The sequence below is a fragment of the Glaciimonas sp. PAMC28666 genome, assembly GCF_016917355.1.
Taxonomy (GTDB): Bacteria; Pseudomonadota; Gammaproteobacteria; order Burkholderiales; family Burkholderiaceae_D; genus Glaciimonas.
The window spans coordinates 4,837,179-4,863,211 of record NZ_CP070304.1; the positions used below are offsets into that span (position 1 = coordinate 4,837,179).

General features: G+C 52.6%; 20 protein-coding genes. 10 read left to right on the forward strand and 10 right to left on the reverse strand.

All coding sequences use genetic code 11. The annotated features are described in order from the left end of the window. Positions 1 to 8: 8 nt before the first annotated feature. The 8 genes from bcsB (at position 9) to JQN73_RS20900 (ending at position 10,958) form a co-directional block, all read left to right on the forward strand. Positions 9 to 2,288 (forward strand): cellulose biosynthesis cyclic di-GMP-binding regulatory protein BcsB, encoded by a 2,280-nt coding sequence (bcsB, locus tag JQN73_RS20865; RefSeq protein ID WP_205320826.1) that lies wholly within the window; start codon positions 9 to 11, stop codon positions 2,286 to 2,288. Between the two features lie 4 nt (positions 2,289 to 2,292). Continuing rightward, positions 2,293 to 3,444 (forward strand): cellulose synthase complex periplasmic endoglucanase BcsZ, encoded by a 1,152-nt coding sequence (gene bcsZ, locus JQN73_RS20870; protein ID WP_205320827.1) that lies wholly within the window; start codon positions 2,293 to 2,295, stop codon positions 3,442 to 3,444. Next, positions 3,414 to 7,163 (forward strand): cellulose biosynthesis protein BcsC, encoded by a 3,750-nt coding sequence (locus tag JQN73_RS20875; protein WP_205320828.1) that lies wholly within the window; start codon positions 3,414 to 3,416, stop codon positions 7,161 to 7,163. The genes bcsZ and JQN73_RS20875 overlap by 31 nt, the downstream gene beginning before the upstream one ends. A gap of 321 nt (positions 7,164 to 7,484) precedes the next feature. After that, a complete protein-coding gene (locus JQN73_RS20880; RefSeq protein WP_205320829.1) occupies positions 7,485 to 8,069 on the forward strand; it encodes a DUF4142 domain-containing protein in 585 nt (194 codons plus the stop codon). Between the two features lie 28 nt (positions 8,070 to 8,097). Further along, the gene (locus tag JQN73_RS20885; RefSeq protein WP_205320830.1) at positions 8,098 to 8,286 is read left to right on the forward strand and encodes a hypothetical protein; all 189 of its coding nucleotides are present in this window, start codon (positions 8,098 to 8,100) and stop codon (positions 8,284 to 8,286) included. A 296-nt stretch (positions 8,287 to 8,582) separates the two neighbouring features. Next, complete coding sequence (locus tag JQN73_RS20890) at positions 8,583 to 8,762, forward strand: DUF3311 domain-containing protein (RefSeq protein WP_205320831.1); 180 nt, start codon at positions 8,583 to 8,585, stop codon at positions 8,760 to 8,762. Then, a complete protein-coding gene (mctP, locus tag JQN73_RS20895; RefSeq protein WP_205320832.1) occupies positions 8,762 to 10,258 on the forward strand; it encodes a monocarboxylate uptake permease MctP in 1,497 nt (498 codons plus the stop codon). The genes JQN73_RS20890 and mctP overlap by 1 nt, the downstream gene beginning before the upstream one ends. 190 nt (positions 10,259 to 10,448) lie before the next feature. Beyond that, positions 10,449 to 10,958: a nucleoside deaminase gene (locus tag JQN73_RS20900; RefSeq protein WP_205320833.1), complete on the forward strand. Its 510-nt coding sequence runs from the start codon at positions 10,449 to 10,451 to the stop codon at positions 10,956 to 10,958. 105 nt (positions 10,959 to 11,063) lie between these two features. On the opposite strand, the gene JQN73_RS20905 is transcribed toward JQN73_RS20900, so the two are convergent. The 6 genes from JQN73_RS20905 to JQN73_RS20930 form a co-directional block, all read right to left on the reverse strand. Then, positions 11,064 to 11,759 (reverse strand): nitroreductase, encoded by a 696-nt coding sequence (locus JQN73_RS20905; RefSeq protein WP_205320834.1) that lies wholly within the window; start codon positions 11,757 to 11,759, stop codon positions 11,064 to 11,066. Between the two features lie 260 nt (positions 11,760 to 12,019). Then, positions 12,020 to 13,219, reverse strand: coding sequence for an alpha-hydroxy acid oxidase (locus JQN73_RS20910; protein ID WP_205320835.1), 1,200 nt, complete (start codon positions 13,217 to 13,219; stop codon positions 12,020 to 12,022). 90 nt (positions 13,220 to 13,309) lie between these two features. Further along, complete coding sequence (locus tag JQN73_RS20915; RefSeq protein WP_205320836.1) at positions 13,310 to 14,290, reverse strand: tripartite tricarboxylate transporter substrate binding protein; 981 nt, start codon at positions 14,288 to 14,290, stop codon at positions 13,310 to 13,312. Between the two features lie 75 nt (positions 14,291 to 14,365). Continuing rightward, a complete protein-coding gene (locus JQN73_RS20920) occupies positions 14,366 to 15,292 on the reverse strand; it encodes a fumarylacetoacetate hydrolase family protein (protein WP_205320837.1) in 927 nt (308 codons plus the stop codon). Beyond that, the gene (locus tag JQN73_RS20925; protein WP_205320838.1) at positions 15,289 to 16,170 is read right to left on the reverse strand and encodes a TauD/TfdA family dioxygenase; all 882 of its coding nucleotides are present in this window, start codon (positions 16,168 to 16,170) and stop codon (positions 15,289 to 15,291) included. The genes JQN73_RS20920 and JQN73_RS20925 overlap by 4 nt, the downstream gene beginning before the upstream one ends. Continuing rightward, positions 16,167 to 16,637: a nuclear transport factor 2 family protein gene (locus tag JQN73_RS20930; protein ID WP_240162346.1), complete on the reverse strand. Its 471-nt coding sequence runs from the start codon at positions 16,635 to 16,637 to the stop codon at positions 16,167 to 16,169. Before JQN73_RS20930 ends, JQN73_RS20925 begins: the two co-directional genes overlap by 4 nt. A gap of 199 nt (positions 16,638 to 16,836) precedes the next feature. On the opposite strand from JQN73_RS20930, the gene JQN73_RS20935 reads away from it, so the two are divergent. Together JQN73_RS20935 and JQN73_RS20940 are read left to right on the forward strand one after the other, a co-directional pair. Beyond that, complete coding sequence (locus tag JQN73_RS20935; RefSeq protein ID WP_205320839.1) at positions 16,837 to 17,754, forward strand: LysR family transcriptional regulator; 918 nt, start codon at positions 16,837 to 16,839, stop codon at positions 17,752 to 17,754. An 85-nt stretch (positions 17,755 to 17,839) separates the two neighbouring features. Then, positions 17,840 to 18,523 carry an HAD family hydrolase gene (locus tag JQN73_RS20940; protein WP_240162347.1) on the forward strand — a complete coding sequence of 228 codons (684 nt, stop codon included), beginning with the start codon at positions 17,840 to 17,842 and terminating at the stop codon, positions 18,521 to 18,523. A gap of 99 nt (positions 18,524 to 18,622) precedes the next feature. Here the strand turns inward: JQN73_RS20940 and treF are convergent, their stop codons facing one another. From treF to JQN73_RS20960, 4 genes are all read right to left on the reverse strand, one after another. After that, positions 18,623 to 20,287 (reverse strand): alpha,alpha-trehalase TreF, encoded by a 1,665-nt coding sequence (treF, locus tag JQN73_RS20945; RefSeq protein WP_205320840.1) that lies wholly within the window; start codon positions 20,285 to 20,287, stop codon positions 18,623 to 18,625. An 88-nt stretch (positions 20,288 to 20,375) separates the two neighbouring features. Continuing rightward, a complete protein-coding gene (locus JQN73_RS20950; protein WP_205320841.1) occupies positions 20,376 to 23,984 on the reverse strand; it encodes an amino acid permease in 3,609 nt (1,202 codons plus the stop codon). Between the two features lie 760 nt (positions 23,985 to 24,744). Further along, on the reverse strand, positions 24,745 to 25,584 hold the full coding sequence (locus JQN73_RS20955; RefSeq protein ID WP_205320842.1) for an N-acetylmuramoyl-L-alanine amidase family protein: 840 nt from the start codon (positions 25,582 to 25,584) through the stop codon (positions 24,745 to 24,747). Between the two features lie 21 nt (positions 25,585 to 25,605). After that, positions 25,606 to 26,004: a hypothetical protein gene (locus JQN73_RS20960; RefSeq protein ID WP_205320843.1), complete on the reverse strand. Its 399-nt coding sequence runs from the start codon at positions 26,002 to 26,004 to the stop codon at positions 25,606 to 25,608. Positions 26,005 to 26,033: the final 29 nt, after the last annotated feature.

The following is a 26,033-nucleotide window of genomic DNA, read 5'->3' on the forward strand; positions in this document are numbered from 1 at the left end:
TTAATCGAATGTACAAAGCTAAGCCCTTATCCACGCTATCATCGGTTGCGTTTTTTCTGGTCTCTTCGACGGCGATACTGCTCGCCAGTAGCGCGCACGACGTGATGGCTAAACCGAACAAAATTACCAAAAATACCAAGACTGTTACGCCAGCACCCCTTTCTAAATCACGCACTTACACGCTAACGCTGAAGCAGCTTGGCGTAGGTGTTCCGCTCACTTTGCACGGGGTGGAATCGTTTTCAAAGATTCCCTTTAATATTCGCGCGGATGAAGTCGTGGTAAGCGCCAAGCTAAAACTTGTGTATAGCTACTCTCCTGCTTTGATACCGGAAACTTCCCATATCGCCGTATTAGTGAATGGTGAAGTGGCCCGAACGATAGAACTTCCGAAAATACAGAGCACCGGAATGCTGATGCGCGAAATCGCGCTTGATCCCAGCACTATTACCGCATTCAACACCTTAAATCTCAAGTTTATTGGCCACTACACCGACACGTGTGAAGATCCGATGCATTCCAGTTTATGGGCGACGATCAGCAATCAAAGCACGCTAGAAATCAAGGTTGCGCCAATCGCCCTAGATAACGATTTAGCATTGCTGCCCGCCCCATTCTTTGATCGTCGGGATAGCGATCGTCTGACGCTACCATTCGTCTTTGGTGCTCATCCTTCTTTGTCAACACTAGAGGCTGCAGGGACAGTCGCTTCCTGGTTTGGTAAGCTTGCCACCTATCGTGGTGCGCGCTTCGATGCGCAACTTAATCAATTACCTTCAAGCGGTAACGCGGTGCTATTTGCTACTACAAAGGAAATACCGGCAGGTATCACGTTGCCGGAAATTTCGGGCCCAACCCTGGTTATTGTGAATCACCCGAATGACTCCAGCAGCAAAATCTTATTGGTATTAGGCCGCACTGGTGATGAGTTAAAACAAGCAGCCCAAGCCTTGACACTGGACAACCGGGCAATGAATGGGGTTGCTTCAATGGTCCGCGAGTTGCCCGTTGCCGGAACGCGGGTGCCGTATGACGCACCAAACTGGATTTCAACTGAACATCCTGTCCCGTTGGGTGACCTTGCTACCCCCGAAGATCTAACGACATCCGGTTATTACGCTGACCCGGTACGTGTCAACCTGCGCCTGCCACCGGACCTGTTTGTATGGGGCTCAAAAGGTGTTCCATTAAATCTGAAATATCGCTTTACGCCACGTCCGACTCCTGACAAATCAACGCTCGACGTCGACTTCAATGAACAATTCATCGAATCCATTAAGTTGCCTGCTGTAGCACACCAAGGCGCTCTGTCTTGGTTCGATCGTATATTGCCTGCTACAAACTCGCAGAATGCCAAGCAAATTTTAATCCCGCCGTACGACTTGTCCCATAACGGTCAGCTTCAATTTAAATATCGCTACGAATATTTGAAGGAGAAGAGTTGTACCGACACCATCATTCAAAACGTCAACGGGACGATTGATGCGGATTCCAATATAGACATTACCTCGTTACCGCACTTCATTGAAATGCCGAACCTGGCCGTTTTTGTCAACAATGGTTTTCCGTTCACTCGCATGGCTGATCTGTCCAATACTGTGGTCGTATTACCCGCCACAGTCCTGCCAGCCCAGGTGAGCGCATATCTGGGACTAATGGGTCGCATGGGTGAGTCCACAGGCTATCCCGCGACAGGTGTCAAGCTTGCGTTGTCTTCAGATGTACAATCCTTTCCAGACAAGGACTTTCTGGTAATCGGTTCAGAGCGGGATCAACCACTATTTACCCAATGGCGCCCATCCTTACCATTTTTAACTGACGGACAAGATCAACAATTCATGTTTTCGAGCCTGGTTCAAGGGGCGCGTGACTGGTGGGACAACCTGATGGGCGAGCCGCCCAGAACACAAGATCGGCTGACGCTACGACAGGCTGCATCCGGTCCGTTGCTGATGGGTTTCGAATCGCCGTTGCATGCAGGTCGCAGCGTGGTCGCGTTACAAGTGCGCCAGGATGCGGAATATGCAGAGGCCGTTGAGGCGCTGTTAGATCCGGAAAACTTCGGCAAAGTACATGGCAGCGCTGTTTCTCTACATGGTAAGCAGATCATCACGGTCGATGATGCGCAGTCTTACGAAGTAGGCAGGCTGCCGTTGACGATGCATATACGCTGGTGGCTGTCCTCACGTCCATGGATATTGGCGTTATTCGCAGTAATCTGTGCGTGCTTGTCGGGGATGATTGCCTTTCTGGTGTTGCGCAAACGTGCAACCGATCGACTTAGTTAGCCCTATGCGAAGCTTGATACTCACCGTGGCGTTGCTGCTGAGCCTGATTCCTTCAGTGTGGGCCAACTGCAAAGTCGTTCAATGGCCCCTATGGCAATCCTTTGCGGAACGCCATTTGCAGGCGGATGGACACATCATCGATTTTCAGTCGCCGCTGCGGCACAGTACGTCCGAAGGTCAGGCTTATGGCATGTTTTTCGCATTGGTGACAAATGATCGTCCTGCCTTTGACCGGATATTAGGCTGGACTGAACGCGTATTAGCTGATGGTAATTTAAGCACGACGTTGCCTGCATGGGAGTGGAATGCAGCCAGCGGCGTGTTAGATCCGAATTCGGCATCCGACGCTGACCTCTGGATTGCCTACGATTTAATCGAGGCTGGTCGCTTGTGGCACGACTTCAAATTAACCCATCGCGGCTTGGCGATGCTGGCGAACATCAGCGCCAGAGAAGTCCTCATGGTAGACAATCTAGGTCCGGTTTTATTGTCTGGTCCGACCGGTTTTGTCGACGGTAAAGGCCGTTTGCGACTCAATCCAAGTTACAGCCCGTTACCCCTCTTACGGCGTTTTGCAGATGTGGATGCAGCGGGTCCATGGAGCGGATTAGCCCAAAGTAGCACTCGGATGATCGCCGAAAGTACTCCTCGCGGCATGGCAGCAGACTGGGTCGGTTGGTTACCGAATGTCGGTTTTGTTGCCGACGGCACCAGCCAGGCAATCGGCAGCTACGATGCCATTCGGGTTTACTTGTGGCTCGGCATGAGTGGCGCAACGGACCCGTTAGCGCTCCAACAGGCGGCGCACCTTCGCGGTCCGCAAACCTGGCTGAGCAATCACGTACAGCTGCCGGAAAAAATTGATACCGTGAACGGTAATGCCAGCGGTAACGCACCGGTCGGCTTTGATGCAGCTATTTTGCCCTACCTGAAGACCCGTGGAGATCCGACCAACTACAACGCAATGCGCACGCGCGTGAACCGTCAATTGGCCGTGTTTGCGCGCAGCAAATCGCCTGAATTTAATTATTACGACTCTGTACTATCACTGTTCGGCTATGGCTGGAGCGAAGGTTTATTTCGCTTCTCCGCAGCTGGGGAGTTGCAAACTAATTGGGAAAAAGCATGTCCATTCGCCGCAAAACGCTCACATTAAGCATACTGTTTATTTTAGTCCAGCAAGCATGGGCTGCTGATACTCAGGTCGTGTCTACTTTGGTTGATCAGGGACGCTATTGGCAAAACCATAGTCGTAGTGATCTAGCTGTCGAGTCGTGGCAAAAGCTACTGCGGCTCGATCCCAGCCAGCCCGATGCCTTATACGGCATGGGAATCAGCGAACTCGACAAAAACAATGGCGAGGGCGCACGCACATGGCTCGCCAAGCTCAAAGAGTTACAGCCCAGACACCCGCTTAAAGCACGCCTTGAAGAGGCAATTGCAACTCGGACCGGTGGACAGCCGATTGAGTTCACTCGAAAGCCAACGCAAATCAGTGGCAAAGAGGAACCTGGCAGACGTTACCGCGACCAACCTGCCGAGAAAACCGTTCAGTTAGACAGGCCTCCTACAAGGGAAAATGGTCCGAGCGCGCCCACGCCGGCGATTGGGCTCAATATTCAGCAAGGATTTAATTCAATCAATAGTGGCGAACTTGAGCTTGCGACTGCGAAATTTGAGGCAGTACTAAAAGTTCGGCCGACCGATACCAACGCGCTCGGTGGGTTAGGCTTGATACGCCTGCGTCAAAATCGCTTTGGTGAGGCACAACAACTGCTCGAACGCGCTAGCAAACAAGGTCATGCCGAACAATGGCGTGGCGCGCTCAAAAGCGCATCTTATTGGGGGCTGTTACAAAAGGCCAACACAGCACGTCAAGCCAGTGATATACCGTTAGCGCAAAAGCTGCTTGAGCAGGCAATGAAGGTCGATCCGCAAGAAGTGACGGCACAAATTGCGCTGGCCGAGGTCCGCGGCGAACTCAAGCAGTATGATTCGGCGGAAAAATTATTGCGTGATGTTCTTACCCGTCAACCCAAACAAACTGCGGCCATAGCGGCTTACGCTGATTTATTAGCAAAGCAGGATAAATTCGAGCAAGCGCAACTAGTGCTTAACCAATTGACCCCTCAGCAGCGTGATCAGTTGGGCGGTCTGGGTCGAATTCAGGTTGAAAGTATGCGCAAGCATGCGAGCAGCTTGCAGGCGGCTGGCGACTTGAACGGTGCGCGTAATACATTAGAAGACGCGATGTCTTACGACCCGTCGAATGTATGGGTACGACTTGATCTCGGTCGGCTATATATAATGACTGGCCAAACCAATGAAGCGCGCAGTATTGTTGACGGCTTGCTGCTGGCTGGCCCGGATCAATCGGATGCGATGTATGCCGCGGCGTTACTAACCGCAGAAAACCAGGATTGGAATAGAAGCCAGCAAATTCTTGAACGCATCCCAACGGCTGCGCGCAACAAAGATATCGCAGCCTTGATGAAGCGGGTGTCATTGCATAATCAGATCGACCAGATTATGGAATTGGCCCGTCAGGGACAACGTGATCAGGCCAATGCGCAACTGCGCCAACTGGAGCAAACCAGCGACCATACTGACGAAACCATGGGGGCGCTGGCCTCTGCCTATGCGGAAACAGGGGATGCCGGACGCGCCATGGCAATTATGCGTCCAATGGTCGCCCGGCGAAGAAACGATACGAGCCTGATGTTGCAATATGCGTCGGTACTTCTGAATACCCGCCAAGATGCGGAATTCAGCACTGTCATGCGTCAACTACGCGAAAAAAATCTGTCTTCCCAAGACGCAAAGAATTACAGTGAGCTTAATGTCGCCTTTGTGTTGCGGAGGGTCGACGTCGAACGCGAGAACAACAATCTGGCAACCGCTTATGATTTGTTAGCGCCGCTCATGATGCAGCGTCCAGACGATCCGCGTTTATTATCGTCAATGGCACGTCTTTACGCCGCTTCCGGCGAACATAAACAAGCGTTGGTCTGGTACGACCGTGCCTTGGATCGAAAACCCAAAGATTTGGAACTGCTGTTAAGCGCGCTGAGTGCGGCAGTTGATGCAAAGGCCTTTAACGAAGCGCAAACTTTAGTTGAGCGCGCCGCCGGTGTCGACGGCAACAGTGTCCGCGTTCTGACAGCATGGGCGCGCCTGTATCGTGCCGAGGGAAAGAATAGCAAAGCGGAAGAATATTACCGTGCCGCACTGGTCGCTGAAAACCGCGGTCGCCCTTCCCGCTTAGGTAATCTGGGTAACGCCAGCGGTGCTGGAATCGCGCAGCAGCCTCAGTCGGACAACAATCCGTTCCGTCGCAACGCCAGTGAGCTCGTCCCCCTGCGCAGTACCGACAGAACGACTCAGGCGGAACAGCCTGCTAACTTTGCATTTGCCTCTTATACTCAGCCTGACGTTGCGCCGCTTCAACCCCGGCCAAGGGCTTTGCCGGCAACTCAGGCATCAGGTTTCATAAAGACAGCCTATGTACTACCTGAGAGCAACAATAACGATACGCTCCCCTTACAGCAAGATTTCTACGGAGAAAATCGTAATGCATTACCTTACGTATCACGCGTACTGCCTCCTCCGGAGCTGATTAGTCAGACATCGAACACCGGAACGCGTCCGCCTGCGCTAACGGATAACCTCCACCAGGAAGTCGCTGCATTCTCACAACAACGAAGCAGCAACGTCACCGGGCAAATTGGCGCGATTGTTCACTCCGGTGAAAATGGTCTGGGAAAACTCACCGAAATTTACTCCACGCTAGAGGCCAATATAAAAGCTGGGGACGGACACATTACCGTCAGTGCTGCGCCGGTGTCACTCGACGCGGGTACGTTATCGGCAGATTACAATACCGCTAGCCGCTTCGGTAGCGGTCCGGCAGCTGCGCTGGCAAACAGCACTGGTACCAGCGGCGTGCGCTCGCAAACGGCGTCGGGCGTGGGGCTTGCGCTTGGCTATACGGGTGATACATGGACCACGGATATCGGCAGTACACCGCTCGGTTTCCTCTACACGAATGCGGTAGGAGGGTTGCAATTCCGAACCCCGTTATCTGATCAGGTCAAAATGTCCGTTGGCGTGTCACGCCGCGCGGTCACTGAAAGCCTTGTTTCATTTGCCGGGACAAGAGACGATCGAACCGGCGTCAGCTGGGGTGGTGTAACCGCAAACAGTTTGCGTGCGGATCTTGGTTGGGACGTACAAGGCAGTGGCGCGTACATTTATGGGCTAGCGCAGTCGTTGCAAGGACATAATGTTGCATCAAACACCGCCCTTCAGGCGGGTGGTGGCGTTTATATGAACCTGATTAAAGAAGCCGATACATCGTTAACGACAGGTCTCTCCGCGACGACCATGAGTTATAACAAAAATCTTGGCAATATGACTTATGGTAACGGTGGCTATTTCAGTCCTCAAAGTTTTTATGCGCTAGCGTTACCGGTTACTATGAGCGGAACGAATGGACGCCTTGGTTATCAGTTGCACGGTAGCGTAGGCGTACAGAACTTTAAAGAAGATAATGCGCCGTATTTCCCGACCAGCGGTGTACTACAGGCAGAAGCCGTTGCAGCAGCCGCCCAAGCCGCTGGCCGGAATAGTAACAATTCCGCGCTGGCTACCTTCCTAGGAACCTCTAAAACCGCGCTTACCTACAGCTTTGGTGCTGCGCTCGAATATCTGGTGACCCCGCAGTTAACGGTTGGAAGCGCCCTTGAAATTAATAACGGACGCGACTATCGCCAATGGAGTAGCAGCATCTATTTACGTTTTGTCCTTGACTCGTTAACGAACGGCAAAGTGTCCGCACCAGTATTGCCTCGCGCGCCATATTCAGGCAATAACTGATCAAACGCCTGACCCGACCTGGTCGAACTGAGGGGATCTCCCGAAGCCCGACCAGGTCAGGTCTGCGTCCAAAGTTAAAACAAATGACCTGTCCGGACGAAATGTTCGATTTCGGATCTCTTCGCTTGATCCTGCTTTTCCCCGCCTTTTACACTGCCTCCAAAATCGAGCCGTAGAAATTCAGCTACCACACTTAATTTAGCAAGCCTGGGATGTTGACGACCTCACCAAGTCTTACAGCAAAAACAGGCAATGTCTGATGCTGGCAGCCGCCCTTCCCCGGTAAAGTTTGATTTATCTAAATCGACTTCAGGAGAAATTATGACTATCCCATCCCGTTCCCAGGTACGCGTTTTGAACGCAAAAACATCTCCTAAAATGGTGCAGATGTTCGGTATCGCTGTGTTGGGAATGGCTGCAATGGCGATGACAGCAAATCATGCCCGCGCCGCAGATAGCCTGGCCCGCGCGGATAAGAGTTTTTTGACCAACGCCGCTGAATCCGGTAATGCTGAAGTCAAGGCCAGTCAATTGGCTCTGCAAAAAAGTAGCGATCCAGATGTTAAAACCTTCGCCCAGAAAATGATTGACGACCATACCAAGGTAGGCGATGACCTGAAAGCGCTCGCGACATCGAAAAATGTGACGGTACCGGACGATCCTAGCGTCGCCCAAAAAGCCAAAATTCTCGTACTAAGCAAACTGGACGGCCACACCTTTGATAAACAATATGCTGGCATGATTGGCGTCTCGGCGCACAAAGACGCAGTCAACCTGTTTAAGAAATCCGCTGCCAACGCCAAGGATGCGGATATTAAACAGTTTTCCGCGACCAACTTGCCAGCGCTCCAGGATCATCTGCAGATGGCAATGCAACTAAAATCTACCGTTGATGCGAAGAAATAACTTACTGCTTTAAAAAGAGGAGGTTGCCATGCCAAGAGGTGACAAATCTTCATACACCGACAAGCAAAAACGCCAGGCCGAGCACATCGAAGATGGCTATGAAAAAAAGGGTATTCCCAAAGACGAAGCGGAACGACGTGCATGGGCAACCGAGAATAAGGTCAGTGGCGGTGGAAAAAAATCGGGAGCGGGTCGTACTACAGAGACGAAACGATGACGCGCCCTCACTAAGCCGTATTACAGATGCCGTAATGACCCAGACCGGTTCATTACGGCATTGCTGCGAACAGGGATCTTTTAATCAGGCCTCTTTCCTTTAATCTCCGCTCTGCACAATCCCGTTTTCATAATGAAATTGCCCATCGAGTGCATAGGAACGCCTTTTACCCGTTATTCCTTATCAGCATAACCAAACGGGGAATTTTTTAGCGCATCAGGCAGCGTGCGTGTCCTGGCATATTCCTATATAGTTCTCCGTGTCAATTGTTAAAATTTAGACACGGAGATTAGCGTATGTGGACTCTGCTTTTACTTCCCTTTATCGGCCTGTTATGGATTCCGTTCTATAATAGTGAGCTGCCGACGCTGTTCGGCTTTCCTTTCTTTTATTGGTATCAATTGTTGTGGGTCCCTGTGACCGCATTCCTGATTTGGATTGTTTACCAGCATGGACATGCCAAGGGAGAGGAATAATGGACGGACAAATTCATTGGACCGCGCTAGCTGTCTTCGTTTTCTTTTTTGTTCTCGTCACCGTAATGGGCTTTGCCGCATCGCGCTGGCAAACCGGTGGTAAAAAAAAGGAAGCACATCTCGACGAGTGGGGTTTAGGGGGCCGCAATTTCGGCACCTGGATCACCTGGTTTCTGGTGGGTGGCGATTTCTATACCGCTTACACGGTCATCGCCGTCCCTGCCCTTGTCTATGCTGTTGGTGCCTATGGATTCTTTGCACTGCCTTATACCATTCTGGTCTATCCGATCGTCTTTATGATCATGCCGAAGCTTTGGCATGAGGCACAAAAAGCCGGTCATGTCACCGCCGCGGACGTCGTATATGGCCGCTACCAATCGCGCCCGCTCGAACTGGCCATCGCAGTGACCGGCGTCATGGCCACCATGCCCTACATCGCGCTACAACTGGTCGGGATGGAAGTCGTCATCAAGGCGCTAGGCCTGACCGGTGAGTTTCCACTGGCGGCGGCGTTCGTCATCCTTGCGTTATATACTTACAAGGCAGGATTGCGCGCCCCGGCATTGATTGCCTTCGTTAAGGACCTGATGATCTATATCGTGGTGCTGACGGCTGTGATACTGGTGCCCTCCAAACTTGGGGGCTATAGCAATGTGTTCCATGCTGCGGGCGTCGCCTTCGCCGCAAAGGGTGGTGCCACGGGCCTGATCTTGCACCCGGCCCAGATGTTGCCCTATGCCAGTCTGGCGATCGGGTCTGCCTTGGCTGCGTTTATGTATCCGCACACATTGACCGGTATTTTTGCAGCCAAGAGTGCTGATACCATCCGCAAGAATGCTATTTTCCTACCTGCGTACACGGTGCTCTTAGGCCTGATTGCGTTGTTGGGTTACATGGCCTATGCAGCCAACCTTCCGATTAAAAACAACAACGACGTGGTCCCTGCGTTATTCAATGCCTTATTTCCGCCGTGGTTCGCTGGCTTTGCCTTCGCGGCGATTGCGATTGGTGCGCTGGTCCCGGCGGCGGTCATGTCAATTGGCGCAGCGAATCTGTTCACGCGTAATTTCTGGAAAGCCTACGTACAGCCCGACGTGACGCCCGCTGGTGAGGCCAAGGTCGCCAAGATTGTGTCGTTGCTGGTGAAGGTCGGCGCGTTGGTATTCATCCTGTTTCTACCGACGAAATTTGCACTCGATCTGCAATTGTTGGGTGGAGTCTGGATTCTGCAAACCTTCCCTGCTGTAGTGTTCGGGCTATTCTTCGGATGGTTCCGTGGTCCGGCACTATTGGTCGGATGGGCCGTGGGACTTGTCGGTGGTAGTTGGCTGGCATTTTCCGATGGCATCAAACCCGTCCATACCTTTTTGCTTGGCGGCACGAATTTCACGATTTACACTGGTATCGTTGCGTTGGTCCTAAACATTTTGGTCGCATCTATCGTGCAACTTGCGCTCAGTAAAAAAGACAGTAACAACATACGTCCGGCAACCTAAACGGCTGATAATATCCAGCGAAAGCGAACCTGATGCATCTTTAAGAAGCCTCGCTTTCGCTGTGTAACACGGCAGTTACACGTCAGTTATACGGCAGTTACACGGCGGGATTTTTTAGCTGCCAGGAAAGCTGACCGCCGTCGGCCATAACGCATTGGCCCGGTTTTCCATAAATTCCACGAAATACACAATGAACAACCCACGATCAATCGACAACGATCCTCTTTCCAACCGCGATCTGGCTTTGTTGCGCCAGGCGATCACATTATCGGAAGAATCCAGGCAAAGCGGCCGTCACCCGTTTGCCGCGTTGGTAGCAGACCAGGACGGTAACATCATCGTCACAGCGGGTAACAACTCGATGCCGCCGGAAGGCGATCCGACTCAACACGCAGAATTGGTTGTAGCGGCACGCGCCGCGCAGAAACTAAGCCCGGAGCAGTTGGCGAAGAGCACGCTCTATACCAGCGCTGAGCCTTGCTGCATGTGCGCAGGGGCGATTTACTGGACCGGCATCGGCCGCGTGGTCTATGCATTGTCCGAGCATACTTTGCTAGGACTGACCGGAGATCATCCGGAAAACCCGACTTTCTCGCTGCCATGTCGCGAAGTGTTTGCGCGTGGACAACGCAAGGTAACAGTAGTCGGGCCAATGCTGGAAGATGAAGCGGCCAAACCGCATGAAGGATTTTGGAAATAACTTCAAAAATGGTCAGACAAACTCGTTTTTTTGACGGGAATACCAGAGCGTTTGACATTCCCCTGTCAAAGCCAGGCGGCATTTGTTCTAAAGGTTATTCAACGGCTATTCCAGGAATTTCACGAACTCTGCAACAGGGACACGTTCGGTCACAAGTGAATTTTCAATCTTGCTCAAATCAGCAAACCCGAGCGACATTCCACATACAAACGTTTCGCTTTCGGGCAATTGCAGAACGTCGCTAATGACGCGATGGAACTGAGTGAAAGCTGCCTGCGGACAGGTGTCTAGCCCGCGCCCCCGCGCCGCAACCATGATGTTCTCCAGGAACATCCCATAATCGAGCCAGGAACCCTGCTCCATTGCGCTGTCTATTGTAAAAATAAGTCCAACCGGCGCATCGAAGAACGTGTAGTTACGACCAAGTTGCGTGTGCATCCCAAGCTTGTTATCACGCGTCAGTCCCAATAGCGCATAGAGATCCCAGCCGACTTTACGGCGTCGGTCAATATAGGGCGACACCCATTTTAGGGGATAGTAGCGATACGCCTGCTTGTGCTGGCTCGCTTCTTCGGGGTTGTTATGAACCTTTAGTATTTCTGCACAGAGCCGGTCTTTCGGGGCACCAGTAAGCACGTAAACCTTCCATGGCTGGATATTGGTGCCGGATGGCGCTCTGGCTGCCACCTCGAGAATTTTTTCAATATCCTCCCGCGCTACTGGCGTCGACAGAAAGGCACGTATCGAACGACGGGTGGTGATGGCCGCATCAACAATTTTTTGTTCTTTCGTTTCTATCATGATCGTGGTCGGGCCGGTTGAACACGGCGTACTGACGGCGGCAGACAGGCTGTCCGCACAGCAGAACGAAGTGCAGAATGTGCGAAGCGCAGATTCTTAAAATACAGATGGCCGCGGTAGCAAGATTGTCCTTTGCGTTGCAGTCTCATCACCTCCAATTTCCTATCCACAAGATACACCATACGAAGAAAATCGGTGAAACAACGTTGATATCATCCCGTGCTGCTCGGGCATACCAAAATATTCCGTCGTTCCTTCATCTAGGCTGCTGCGTACTTTACCGCCTGCTCGGGTCGCTCCAGATATTCCGTAGCGTTAAACAACAATTTTGCATTGATTTCTTCCGTCGAACGCGCTCCGCACAGCTGCATTGTCCTGACTAATTCATCTTTTAAAATAGACAATGCACGGCTAGCACCGGCCTCCCCCGCGCACGCTGCGCCGAATAAGGTCGCCCGCCCAAGCAGCACGCCTTGCGCGCCCGTCGCCAGTGCTTTTACAACATCGCTACCGCGCCGCACCCCCCCATCCAGCAATACCGGGATGCGACCGTGGACTGCCGCGACCACAGCTGGCAGCGCATCGAACGTCGCCACCGCGCCGTCCAGCTGGCGTCCCCCGTGGTTGGAGACCACCAGAGCATCGCAACCCATATAGGCAAGGCGGCTTGCGTCCAAAGGGTTAAGCACGCCTTTGACGATCAACTTGCGTGGCCACGCATCACGGATTTTTTTGAGACTATCCCAGTTAAAGGACGCATCATAATTACGCCCCACCGACGACGCAATTGCCGTCGAACTGGTGGCCTGAGCCTCGAGCCCTATCAGATTCTCCATCACTGGCATACCATATCTGATGATGTCCGAAAGCCACGCAGGATGGGTCCCGAAATCAAGCATGTTTTTAAGAGTAAAGCCGAACGGGATTGAAAAATCATTCCGATAATCCCGCTCACGCTTGCCACCTACCGGCAGGTCGACAGTGATCATCAGAGCTTCGTAATCGGCGGCAAGCGCCCTGGCGATCAGTTTATCGAGGAACGGCTTGTTACGTAAAATATAGGCTTGGAACCACAGCCGGCCGGGCGCTGCATCTGCAATTTGTTCAATCGAGGCGGTCGCTGTGCTCGACAATGTATAAGGAATTCCTGCAGCGACAGCCGCACGGGCAATAGCAATATCTCCCCCGCGCCAGCCAAAACCGACTGCCCCGGTCGGGGCGATTGCCATTGGCAATGCCGATGGCGCTCCCAGAATAATGGTCTTGGTATCAATGCGCGACACATCGTTTAAAATTTCAGGCATTAAACGGGCTCTCCGGAACGCTGCCATGTTATCGCACAGCGTTACCTCATCCTCGGCCCCACCATCGAAAAAGTCGAAGACAGCTCGCGGTAACCGTCGCTGAGCCGCACGCCGTAAATCTTCGATGGAATAAGCTTTGGCTACGTTATAAAACATACTTATATCCAGTAAAAATACTATTAGGCGGATTGATAAACAGATTGATAGACAGTCTAATAGACCGACTAAAAGACCGATCGATAGACGTTATTCGGCCTTGATGTGAGCCGCTTTGATCAAATCAGCCCATCGTTCATAATCACGCTTCAGATAAATAGTGAATTCCTGGGGTGAGTCGCCAACAATTACAGCACCCAATTTCTCAAGCTGAGCTTTCACTTCCGGCTTGGCAAGTGCCTTTACCATTGCGTCATTGAGCCGACTGACCACCGCAGGGGGAGTTTTGGCAGGTGCCAGCAGACCTACCCACGGTGCTGTTTCCTCAAATCTTGGGAAGCCGACCTCTGACATGGTGGGTGAATCAGGAAACCTTGGCATTCTTGTTGCCGTCCCAACCGCCAAAATCTTCACCCGTTTTGCGGCGACATTCTCTGCCAGGCCGATGATCGGATAAAACATGAAATCCACCCGCCCAGCCATCACCTCCATCAATGCCGGTGCATTTCCCCTGAACGCTACGTGGACCATTTTGGTTTTGGCTTGCGCGGCGAGTAGCTCACCCGCAAGATGTCCGGAACCACCATTTCCGGAGGACGCAAACGTCACTGCATCTGGATGCGATTGGGCTTTTTTTATCAGATCCTGCATCGACTTGAGCGGTGAATCGTAGGCTGTCACCGCGACCAAAGGCAAGGTTGCTGCATTCGATACCGGCACGAAGTCAATTTTTGGGTTGTAACCGGCCTGCACGCCAAGCAAAATTGGATTGACGTTGAGTCCCAGCGACGTAAATAAGAGGCTATACCCATCCGGGGCAGCACCCTTGATTTCCCGGGTGGCGATCATCGAACTTGCACCAGGTTTATTCTCAACATAAATTGATTGGCCCAGTACCGCTGACATGTCTTTGGCTAATACCCTGGCAATGATATCTGTTGGCCCCCCTGCCGCAAAACCAACCAGCAGATGGATAGGTCTGTTCGGATAGTCAGAAGCCGCGAATGCTGGTGACGGTACGCTAGCGCACAACAATCCCGCTGCGATCACACCGTAAAGCGTATTTTTCATCAGAAGTCTCCTACCTGTTATTATGTATTTTTTACGCATCTTTTACGCATCTTTTACGTTAAGGACTGCTGGTCGTCAGACGATCCGATGTTCCATCGTTCCTACACCTGTTACCTCGAAACGCAGCTGATCTCCCGGTTCGAGGTACTGCGGAGGTTGCCGGAACGCGCCAATTCCGGCAGGTGTACCCGTGCTGATAATGTCGCCAGGCTCTAATGTCATGTATTGGGAGATATAGGCAATCAGCGTTGCGACCGGAAACAACATGTCTGCGGTATAACCGTGCTGCATGCGGCTACCATTTAGCCAGGTGGATACTTCAAGCGTCTGAGGATCAGGTATTTCGTCGCGGGTCACGATCCAGGGTCCCATCGGCGCAAAGCCGTCCATGCTTTTAGCGAACGTCGTCTGAGGTGGCGAAGTATCCAGCTGAAATTCACGCGCACTCAAATCATTCAGGATGGTGTAGCCCGCTACCAGGGAAAGTGCTTTGGCCTCAGGCACGTTTCTGCCATAGCCGCCGATGACAACGGCCAGTTCGACTTCAAAATCCAGTTTGGTGACGAGTTCCGGTCTGGGAACAGGCGCGCCCGGGGCCGTTACAGAAGAAGACGCCTTAAAAATAATGCGCGGGTGCTCGAATGGAGCAACGCCGGTTTCTTTAGCGTGGTCCGCATAGTTACGCCCCACTCCAATTATTTTTCCAGGGCGCGGGACTGGTGCGTATAACTGCACGTCCGCCAGCATATCCCACGTCAGCGCAGGATCTTTCAGCGCCAGCTGCACATGGCGTTGCAACGCCGCAATCGCAAAACTGCCGGATTGCAACCAGCGCATTATCCCGGATGCTGCAGGCCTGATCCCCGCGGCGGCGGTCTGACGGTGGGTTTCCTCCGATACAGGTAAAGCCGCCAGCCACGCGCTGACATCCAGAATCCGATCTTCAATCACGACGCCAGTGAGTACCGCGCTATTTTGCTTACGATAGGTAATCAGTTTCATGCTTTAACATCTCCAAAATAACGGGTGGCAGCTACCTGACAACGCTTGATGTAACGGTGCTCGTCGCGACGGTAATCGGCAACGGCATTATGTAGCGTTCCCATGTTGTCCCACATCAAGACATCGCCCACACTCCAGCGATGTCGATATTGATATTTGAGTTGCAACTGATGTTCAAACAAAAATGCCAGAACGCGGTCGCTTTCTTCCTCTGGCAGTTCATTGATGCGCATCGAGTAACCGGGGTTAGCGTAAAGAACGTTTTTGCGCGTAATCGGATGCTTCAAAAACACCGGATGCGAGACCGGCGGTTTGGCCTGGCGTTGTGCAGCGCTCAGCGGTGGCCGCGAACTGCCTTTTTCCAATCGCATCTTATCCCAAAACTTGGCGAAATCGTGTGTGATCGTCATGCCATCGAGTGTGGCCTTCAAGTGTTCCGGGAGGTCTTCATAGGCCGCGTGCATATTACAAAACTCGGTATTACCAAGCGGTTCGCCATCTCTATGTGGAACCTCAAGGGCATACAATACGTTGGTGAATGCGATCATGTTGCTATATGACATATCCGTGTGCCAGTCCTGACCGGCATCGCTCAACCCCAGCGGTTTGCCGTCTGAATCAACTTTATTGGAGAGAATCATAAGTTGCGGTAAGCCCGGCTCCTGATAAGCATTAGCGACATTGACTTCCAGACGCCCAAAACGCGCCGCGAAATCACACAGCTGTGCAGAGGTCAGGTTCTGCTCTGGATAGCTAAGAACGCCGTATTGTCCGAGGGCTTGCTCAAGCACTTCAAATTGCGCATCGGACAGCGGCTGGGATAGGTCGATACCTTCAACGCGCGCACCAAGTATTTTTCCGCTTTCGACAAAATTCATAACTGTTTCTCCATTTTTGAAGACTGGATTGCCGTCTCGGGAAGGATAAATTCAAATTCAGGCGTAAGCGTTAGTTCTGCTATATTCCAAACGCCTGCAGTCTGTTGTAACGTGGCCCGCACGACGGATAGGCGCAGCGCCTGGGTAATATTCACGGCGCCGACATGTAACGTGCCATCGTCAAATCGATAGGCCGTCATATACGCTACAAATTGCACCGCAACTGGCGACGTCGATGTAATAAAACCGTTGGTGATGACATGCCGAATGCGCTGCGTGGCTGATCTTTGCAGCATCGCTTGCAATATTTGCGCGCGACCAGTGAGGATTTGCCCCTGCCTATGCCATTTTCCTTCGGGTGCAAAAAGCACAATGAGATCGTCGTTTCTCGACTCGTCCAGATAATAAAATAGTTGATGTATGAGTTGAGTAGACTCCGACAAAGTGTGAAGCGAATCCATCGTCATGCGTTGTTTCCCCGTGGTTGGCTGCTTGGATTGTCTTATTCGCACTTATAACGCGTTCGAGAAATCGTTAAGCGCAACTGATCGATGGCAGCGAATATTCTACCCCCTCGTATTTGATCCAGATAGAATCCAATAGGGAACATATTGTTCTCATTTCTGAAACAAAAACAAACACGAATACAAATACAAAGAGACACAGATGGATCGCTTGAAATGTATTGAGGTATTCAATGAAGTGGCGCGTAGCCGTAGTTTCTCGGCGGCAGCGCTTCGACTGGGCATGGCCAAAGGTAATGTCAGCAAACATGTCGCATGGCTTGAAGAAATGTTGGGTGCGCAGTTGCTGACGCGTACCACCAAAAGCGTTAATCTGACTGACGCAGGACTGTCATTACTGGAACGCGGACAAGATCTGGTCGATCGCTTCGATCTGGTGCAGGAGGCGGTGCGCGGCGCGGTCATGGCTGCGCGAGGAATCATTCGGATCGGAACGCCGCCTTCATTCGGCGCCGTCGAATTGATCCCGCTTATCACCGCTTTTTCGACACTACATCCAGATATACAATTCGCGATCCATCTGGACGACGGTAAACTTAATCTCATCAGCGAGGGGCTCGACCTTTCAGTGCGCATCGCCCCGTGGTTGAAAGACACGAGTCTGGTCGCCAAAAAGTTAGGCAATGCGCCACAGGTATTGGTCGCCTCACCTGCGTATCTCGCTACTAAGGGGTATCCGCAGGTGCCACAGGATTTGTTATCGCACGACTGCCTCGTCAACGCCTTGAAATCACCTACCAATTTTTGGAACTTCGCCGGACCGCACGGCAAGGCCTCGGTACGAGTGAGTGGCAGCATGCGAGCGAACTTCGGGGATGCTTTACGCCATGCAGCACTGCTGGGACAGGGAATCTCCATGCATCCTACCTATATGGTGGCGCAAGATATTCTGGAGCGGCGACTCAGTCTGGTACTACCAACGTATAAGCCGACTGGACTCGATATTTACGCCGTTTACCCTAGCCGAAGAAACTTGCCGGGACGGGTGCGGCTATTTCTGGCATTTTTGCAAGAACGTTTTGAGATAGCTGCTGCGGAGCAACTACAATGTCAGGAGTAATCTAACAGTGATGACGCTACTGGCAATAATGCTGCATTGTCCGTACCGATCATGGTTTTCTAAATCCGTATAAGGAAATACAATATTGTCTAACCATCACTCATCCGTATTTAAAGGCCGTTATCGTGCACTGTTGTTCGATATGGACGGCACGCTTCTTAATTCTATCGCCGCAGCAGAGCGTATCTGGCGGGCGTGGGCACTCCGGCACGATTTGGATGTCGAGAGCTTTTTACCGACCATTCACGGCGCTCGCGCTATTGACACCGTGGCCCGATTGGAAATTCCCGGCCTCGATCCGGAAGCAGAAGCCAGCGCCATTACACGCTCTGAAATCGAAGATGTCGAAGGCATTATTGAGATACCTGGCGCGATAGCGTTTCTACGCTCGTTACCGGCTAACAAATGGGCTATCGTGACTTCAGCGCCCATGGCGTTGGCAGTGCAGCGGATGAAAGCGGCCGGTATTCCTGCTCCAGCCGTGATGGTTACGTCCGAGGACGTCACCATCGGCAAGCCACATCCTGATTGCTACTTGCTGGCGGCGCAGAAACTGGGTGTCGAGGTCGCCGACTGCCTTATATTTGAAGATGCGCAGGTTGGGATACGTGCCGGCGAAGCGGCGGGTGGAAAAGTGATCGTTGTGACGTCCACTCACCTGCATCCAATAGAGACAACGCACTCCTCAATCCACAGTTACGAAATGATCGTTGCGCAGGTTGATGACGAAGACTTTATCCTGTTAGAAGAGCGCTTTATCAGCAACTGAATCTCCGCTCTTCGTTCGCGCTTCACCCTGGCGCATTCCAAAATACGCCAGGGCACGTCATCGCTTCCCGATAAAACGCGATTTCATCTTTAACACCGTTCAAGGCTGCTTAAGTTCGGGATACAAGGTCATCAACTGCATCGCTACACCGTTGGTCCAGCCGAAGCCGTCCTGCAAGGCATACTCACCGCCGCCTGCGTCGATATTACTGTCAATGACATTATATTTCTCCACCAGCTTGCCGCTAACGGCGTAGACCTGTTGCACCTTGCTCATCCAGCGTGTGGCAATATCATGCGCCATGGCATGCTGGCCATAACGATTGAGACCATCCACTGCAATCCATTGCAGCGGTGCCCAGCCGTTCGGCGCATCCCATTGCTGGCCACTGTCAACCGTCGTAGTAACAATACCGGATGGCTTCAACAATTTATTTTTGACCCACTGCCCCACGCGTACGGCCTGCACAGGGTTCGCAATACCGACAAACAACGGATATAGCGTGGCGGCGCTGGGTCGTGCGGTCGATTGCTGCTTAATCCACTGATAGTCGACATAGTTACCAGCAACTTCATCCCAGAAATACTTTTGCACTGCCAGCAGACGGCGTTCGGCCCGCTGCGTGAAGTCCTTGCTACAAGCCAGATCCTGTACGCGTTCGCAACCAAGACGGATGGCATTTTCCAATCCATACATTAAACTATTGAGGTCGACCGGCAGGATAGCGGTGGTCTCGATAGTGGACAGCGACTTGCCGTCTGCGAACCAGCGGCTGCTGAAATCCCAGCCACTTTCAGCGCCGGCACGCAGATCGCGATAAACCTGGGCGACCGGGCGTTTGCTCTGCTGCGCCACCTTGACGTCTTCTGCAAAGGACTCGTCGCGCGGCACGGCGCGGTCGTCAAAGTAGCGATTCAACAGGCTACCATCGGCCAGCGCCACCACACGTCGGTGCGCCGAGCCGGGCTTAAGAGTGCTGGCGCCGTCCATCCAGAATCCATACTCACGTCGGAGTTGCGGCAAATAGCGCGCGTAAGCGCCGGCTTTATCTTCAGTGGATAGCAAGCCGACCATCTTGTAATAGAAAGGCGGCTGCGAACGGCTCAGATAGTAAGTGCGGTTCCCGTTAGGGATATGACCGTAGCGGTCAATCAGGCTGCCGAAATTATCTACCATGGCACGGATTAATTGCGGTTTGCCATTTTGCAGCAAGCCCAGCATGGTGAAATAAGAGTCCCAGTAATACACTTCCCGGAAGCGGCCGCCCGGCACCACATAGGGTTGCGGCAGCGGCAATAACGGCGATGCCAGGCCGACCTCTGCAGGCTGCTGCGTCAGGTGAGTCCAAAGGCCGGCTATATGCTGTTCCAGCGATTGTGAACGGTCGCTGACATACACATCCTTGCGATCTTGCGGCAAATCGAAATGCTGCTGCACAAAGTCGGCCAGTTTAAAACCGGGCCGATTTTTTTCATGTTTGTAGAGCGCCGCGATGACGGATGGCTGGCCTTTCGGGATCGCATCAGCGAACGTCTTGCCATCCTTGAACACATGTCCCATCTGCACCGCCGCAAAGAGTGCCGGATACAACTCGGAGGGGGGAGTCACAGATACTGCGGAAACCCCCATACTGGCCGCTGGCCTGATGGCAATCGTATCGGCCAGCACGGCTTCGGTGAAAGCACCGAATGCCAGGCACAATACAGCTGCAATGCCTTTCAGGCGAAAGTGGCGACGCTGTGACAGCGTGGGATAAAACGACATATCTGATCTCCAGGGCGTTGTTGTATAAATAAAATCCAAAACATACAAACTGCCAAGGTCTGCAGATCGTGAAGCATTTATATATCTTTTAATTATGAATCAGATGAAGACAAGGACCAAGCCGGTGAACTTGTCCGAGGTGCAATTTGGTACCGCTAAGAAGCAACGCGGTCATTTCACCTGCAGGCAACGGACGACTGAAATAATATCCCTGTACCGCATCACAGGCGTTCTCATGCAAAAAGTCAAGTTGCTCCGCCGTTTCCACACCTTCAGCGACGGTTCTTAGACCAAGCGCCTTTGCCAGTGCAATGATGGCCAAAGTAATCGAAGCCGCTTCCGGTTTTGTAGCAAGACCTGCAATGAAAGTTTGATCGATTTTAATGATATCGATCGGAAATCGACTCAGATAACTCAAGCTCGAAAAACCGGTACCGAAATCGTCAATGGACAGCTTCAGGCCGAGGGTTTTGAGGCGATCCAGGATTTCAATTGTGGCTTCGGAATCGTTCATCAACATACTTTCGGTCAGCTCCAGCTCCAGGTAGGCTGCTTTGAGGCCGGAATTATCAAGCGCTTGCTGAACGAGTTGCAGTATGTTTTTTTGCTTAAGCTGCCGCCCCGAAACGTTGACCGCCACGGTCAGCGGATATCCCGCGTAGTGCCAGGCGCTGGCCTGATCGCACGCCGTTTTCAGTACCCACTCTCCGATCGGAACGATCAGCCCGGTCTCTTCCGCCACCTGAATGAAGCGTCCTGGCTCAATGAAACCAAGTTTTGGACTACGCCAGCGGATCAGTGCTTCGATGCTTTTGATGTAGCCGCTTTTCAGGTCTATCTGCGGCTGGTAATGCAGCACGAATTCATTATTTTCCAATGCGTGATGCAGCGCGTCTTCAAGCTTCGCCCTTTCCACGGCCTTGGCACCCATCTCCAGGGTGTAACACTGAAAACAATTGCGGCCTTGGTCCTTGGCACGATACATCGCGAGATCGGCGTGCTTAAGCATGGTGTCAGCGCCATCAGCATCTTCAGGATAGACACTGACGCCGATGCTTGCGCTCATGTGCAGTTCGCGCCCTTCGGCCAACACCGGCTCCACAAATGCGTTCAGTATCTTCAAGGCCACGCCAGCGGCGTCTTCCGGCTCCGTGATATGCGCTAAAAGAATGACGAACTCGTCGCCTGCGAATCGTGCAAGCGTATCTTCGTCGCGCAGGACAGATTTGATCCGCGAGGCAAACTCCTTGAGCACGCTGTCTCCAAATGCGTGGCCAAAGCTGTCATTGAAGTATTTGAAACGGTCTATATCAAGGAACAATAGGCCGATTCTTGAACGGGCACGACGCGCCTGCCGCAACGATTGCTCCATGCGGTTGATAAACAGGTTGCGATTCGGTAGCCCCGTCAGAGGATCAAAATTCGCCAGGTATTCGATCCGCTCAGTGTGTAACCTGCGTTCGGAAATATCGGTTGCAACACCGTTCAACCGCAGTGGGTTGCCAAGTGCATCGCGCACCGAACGCGCGCGATCTTCAAGCCAGCGCACCTCGCCATCCGGCCGCACGATGCGATATTCCAGCGTTTGCGCCTCTCCGGTGAATACTTGCTCCAGCCAGCGCATTACTTTGGTGCGATCTTCCGGATGAACGATGCTGCGCCATAAGGTCGGGTCCACATCAAACTCGGCTACTGACCGGCCATAAATGATGTGCGCAGCCGGATTCATGTAAAGCAGCGCGTACGCGGTGGAGATTGACCATACCACCATCGGGATTGAATCAAGGACTCCGGACAATTTTTCTTCGACTTGCTCCTGCTGGCGTATCCGTTGCTCCAGTTTTAAGTGGACATTGGTCACTTCGCGCCGCGCCTGACGCAGCCCTTCCCGGGCGCCATCAAGCCCGGTCGCCACATTGGCTACTTCATACTGCAGCAAATTAAAACTAGCGGCCATATCGCCAACTTCATCCCGCGAGCGAGCGAGCACCGGCGTGACCGATACGCTCGCATGCGCGGCGTCGATATCACCGCGCCCGAGCGCTCGCATAGCACGCGATAGCTCTGCGAGAGTGCCACTGGCAAGCTGTTTTGCGGCATCGGATATCTCGACCGCTGAATGGGCAATCATGCCGGGCAGCACCAGCCCAACGCCAATGGTCAGCATGGCCACGGCGACGAAAATATCTGCCAACACTGTCATCATGTCGCCTTGTTTATGCGGAATGTTGGCGACCGCAAGAAGATAGCCTGTGCCGTCCAACACCATGACCAGTATCATTGCACCGGTCAGCTTCAAGTGAAGAGTCCGCGCAACGCCCGGCAATCCGGCAAGGCGTCGATCTGCATACCTGCGCCACATATACAACAATGAGCCGGAATAGGCGAAGGCTAAACCAATCAACACTGTCGGTAATCCGAACTGCTCGAATCCGAGCAGGGCAGAAACCGCCCACATAATGGCCGCAGCAAGTCCGAGCTTGATAGTGCCTCGGGGAGCGCGGTAAGGGCGTGCCATATTGGGCGCATCACGCCGCAGCAGCCATACCGCAACGCTGGGCAGCGCAATGCTGATCAGGTAGGTGAAATTGGCGGCTGCAATTAACCAGATCGGATCTCCTATCAGCAAGAACAGGATCGCCATTGCTGCCGTCAGCAACGTCGCAACCCAAGGCGTATCGGTACGCGAGCGTAACCCCAGAAACCGTGGCAATAATCCGTCTTCCGACAACTGAGATAGCGTGCGCGAGGCCCCGGCAAGCGGCTGCAAGGTACCAGAAAACATACTCAGCATCATGAACCAGATCGCAATTGCCTTACCGGCACTGCCAAACAGCGGTGCAAAGGTGGGGCCCAGCTCCAGCGCCAGATCTTTTCCCATCGCATCAGTACCCAGCGTTCCAAGCCAGACCACCGGCAGCAATATGAAAAATACACCTGCTAACAAAGCGCTGGCGAACATGGCACGCGGAAAGGACTTCTTAGGATCGACCATCTCGCCGACATGACAGGCCGCCGCCTCGAACGCGGGTGCAGCGAATCCAATCAGATATAGCCCTGCCATGAGACTGGTCAATTCGCCGAACCAGCCTGGAAACGGCGTAGTCAGATGGAAGGTGGTGGCCTGTTGCCAGTCGACTTCACCAGCCAAGATCGGCCCTAATCCGGAAATAAATGCCAGCAGCGCTGATAGACTGGCGATTGGAATCGCAAGCCGGCTTACCCACTTGATGCCGCACAGGCTGACGCAGGTAAAAAATGCCACCAGCGACACTGCCATAAGGTTGACCGGGACGTCCGGTAAATACCACGCATGAATTGCCGATGCCGAAAGAATGGCGGTTAGCCCACAGGTGGGGATCCATCCCCACCAATAACAGACGCCAGTCAGATTCGCGAGTACCGGGCTGTAAGGCCGGAAAGCCTCAACGCAGCTCGCGGAAATACCCCCTACCCGGTTCGGAAACATTAATACCAATTCGATCCAACCGGGCGCAGCCGCCCAGGCTAGCAAAAGGCCACCAATGAGCAGGGGTATGGTGGCGCTCCCTTGTCCGGAAATAGTCTCCTGCCCGATGAAGAGCGCCGATAGCAAGAACAGGCTCTGATTGCTGCCGCCCATCGCCAGGGCGGTGGCCCCGAGCCAACCGATTGTTCGAGGGTGCGATTGGGGAAGCGGATTAGCCGGATTCTGCATGGAAGGTTCTTTTATTAGGCCTATGTGCATCTTTCCCCCGGTTTGATTATTGCTAATAGCAATACACATGCACGCAGGTGGCAAAAAAAGCGTCTCGCCAACAGTTAATTACGATACTTGAGCCATGTATCGACTCTGAAGGATGCGGTGTTTTTGTATCCGAATAGCGTAAACGAGCGCAAAAAACCCGGTGTAGACCCTGGCCAGATGCAGGTAGGATTACGTCTGATCGCCCGTGCCTCTTTTAATTTTTGCAGGTCAAACAGCGTGCCCAGCTAATATTCCAGACGCCTCGCTGTGCAAAACCACTCGAAAATTTGCGGGATAAATATTTATACCGAGTGAGGAAAGATTCAAACAATGTTCTATACGATACACTAACGCCACCTTTATGGCATTTTTTTGAACTGATTGGAGCAAAAGCGTCAAGCTTCGAGGCTATGTTAATGACGTTAACATATATTACAGCTTAGATCATCGCCAGCCAATCAAGTGGGTGCGCGTCATTCCGGCCTAGCTTAATTGAGCGGACACTCTCACGACGGTTGGTATCAGCTTATCCGTAGGCCCCTCGGAATTCATCGCTCACTTCGCAGAAGTCGCGCCCCTAGAATTGCATTCGAAAACCAAACATTAGAAATGTAGTACAAACTCTGTGGGTCAATACTTCCCGATATCGTAACGTCTTATATTAGGCAGTCCAATATTATCGAAACGCCAACATAATTTTACGTTCCGATTAATTTGAAAACCGGTTTTACTACCGCTCCACAATCACGCTTCCTCCCCAAAAATAATTTCCCTGCGGATCCTCGTACCAAATCGGATTACCATTGACCGGCTCGCCGTTTTTGACTTTCGCGACGTAGGCCAGACTTGCCCCGGCTGCGGCAATGCGGACGATGGCTGCACGCGTGTTTGGCGCGCCTTTTCTGATATGCAAACGGGTTGTGCTCACGACTCTACCGGACTGCGGCGGTAGGTGGGGTCCGGGGTGCGAGGATGCAGTCGGAGTTGTTAGCACTTGACCGCCGCATTCGGTATATTCGACCACGACATCGCGTAACAATTGTTCGTAGCTTCGGCGGCTTTGCATCAAACCGGTTTGCGGGTCGGTTTTGCGCTGTGGATCCAGTATGTGATGGCCGACAATGCTGGTTGATGGCGCGAGCTGGAAACGTTGGCAGGCGTACGCCATAAGCCATACATAGCGCGCATAGGCCTGGTCAGCGTCGATAGCCGTGCCATAACAATATTCGATGCCAATTGCGGCATCGTTGGCGTGATGTCCAAACATCTTTTGATCGGTTTCAGCTGTGTAGAGTACGTGCCAGGCCTTTTCCTGGCTTGTTCCCATGACAGGAATACATTCAATGATCTGTTTATCGTCGACAAACAAATGCGCCGAGGCGATTGCGCCGGCGACTGGATTGGGATTGTTGTGATAATAGGCCACGTTCTGGCTAGCTGTCGTGTTAGGGTTACCGGTATCGTGCGCAACGATAAAGCGAACGCCGGGTATCATCGCGTAACCACGGCGGCGCGCCGATGGCTGTGGCAAATAACGCGGAATAATGTCGTATTTAAGATTGAATGTCATGCTTTTGGACCTTTGTCGGAATCAACCCATTGGGGGAATCTGCACTTCATCCTTGGCCTGATTTGCGACTTCACTGCCCGACGGGCCGGTGGTACCCCCAGGAAGAAAGCGTTTGGCCCAAGCTTCGATGAAATCTGTTCCTGCGTAGCCTGCACTGACAACAGCGGCGATCACGCTGTTGCTCAAGTTGGTTGCAGCTCCCTGCGTGTCGCTGACAACCATTGCCAGCGCGCCTGCGGCAAAACCAATCAATAAGCTGGTGAGGAGACGGCCTCCGTCAAATAAGTCTGATACTTGCTGGTTATTGACAGCAGCCAAATCGCTGATCTTTTTGATGCCGCCACAAACGCGCACTGTTTGGCCCAACATCCCGAGTAATCCGCCTGATACGACTTGTAGAATCAGGTCTTGTTTGGTCATGGTGCTCTCCGCGATTTAGGAATGTTTTG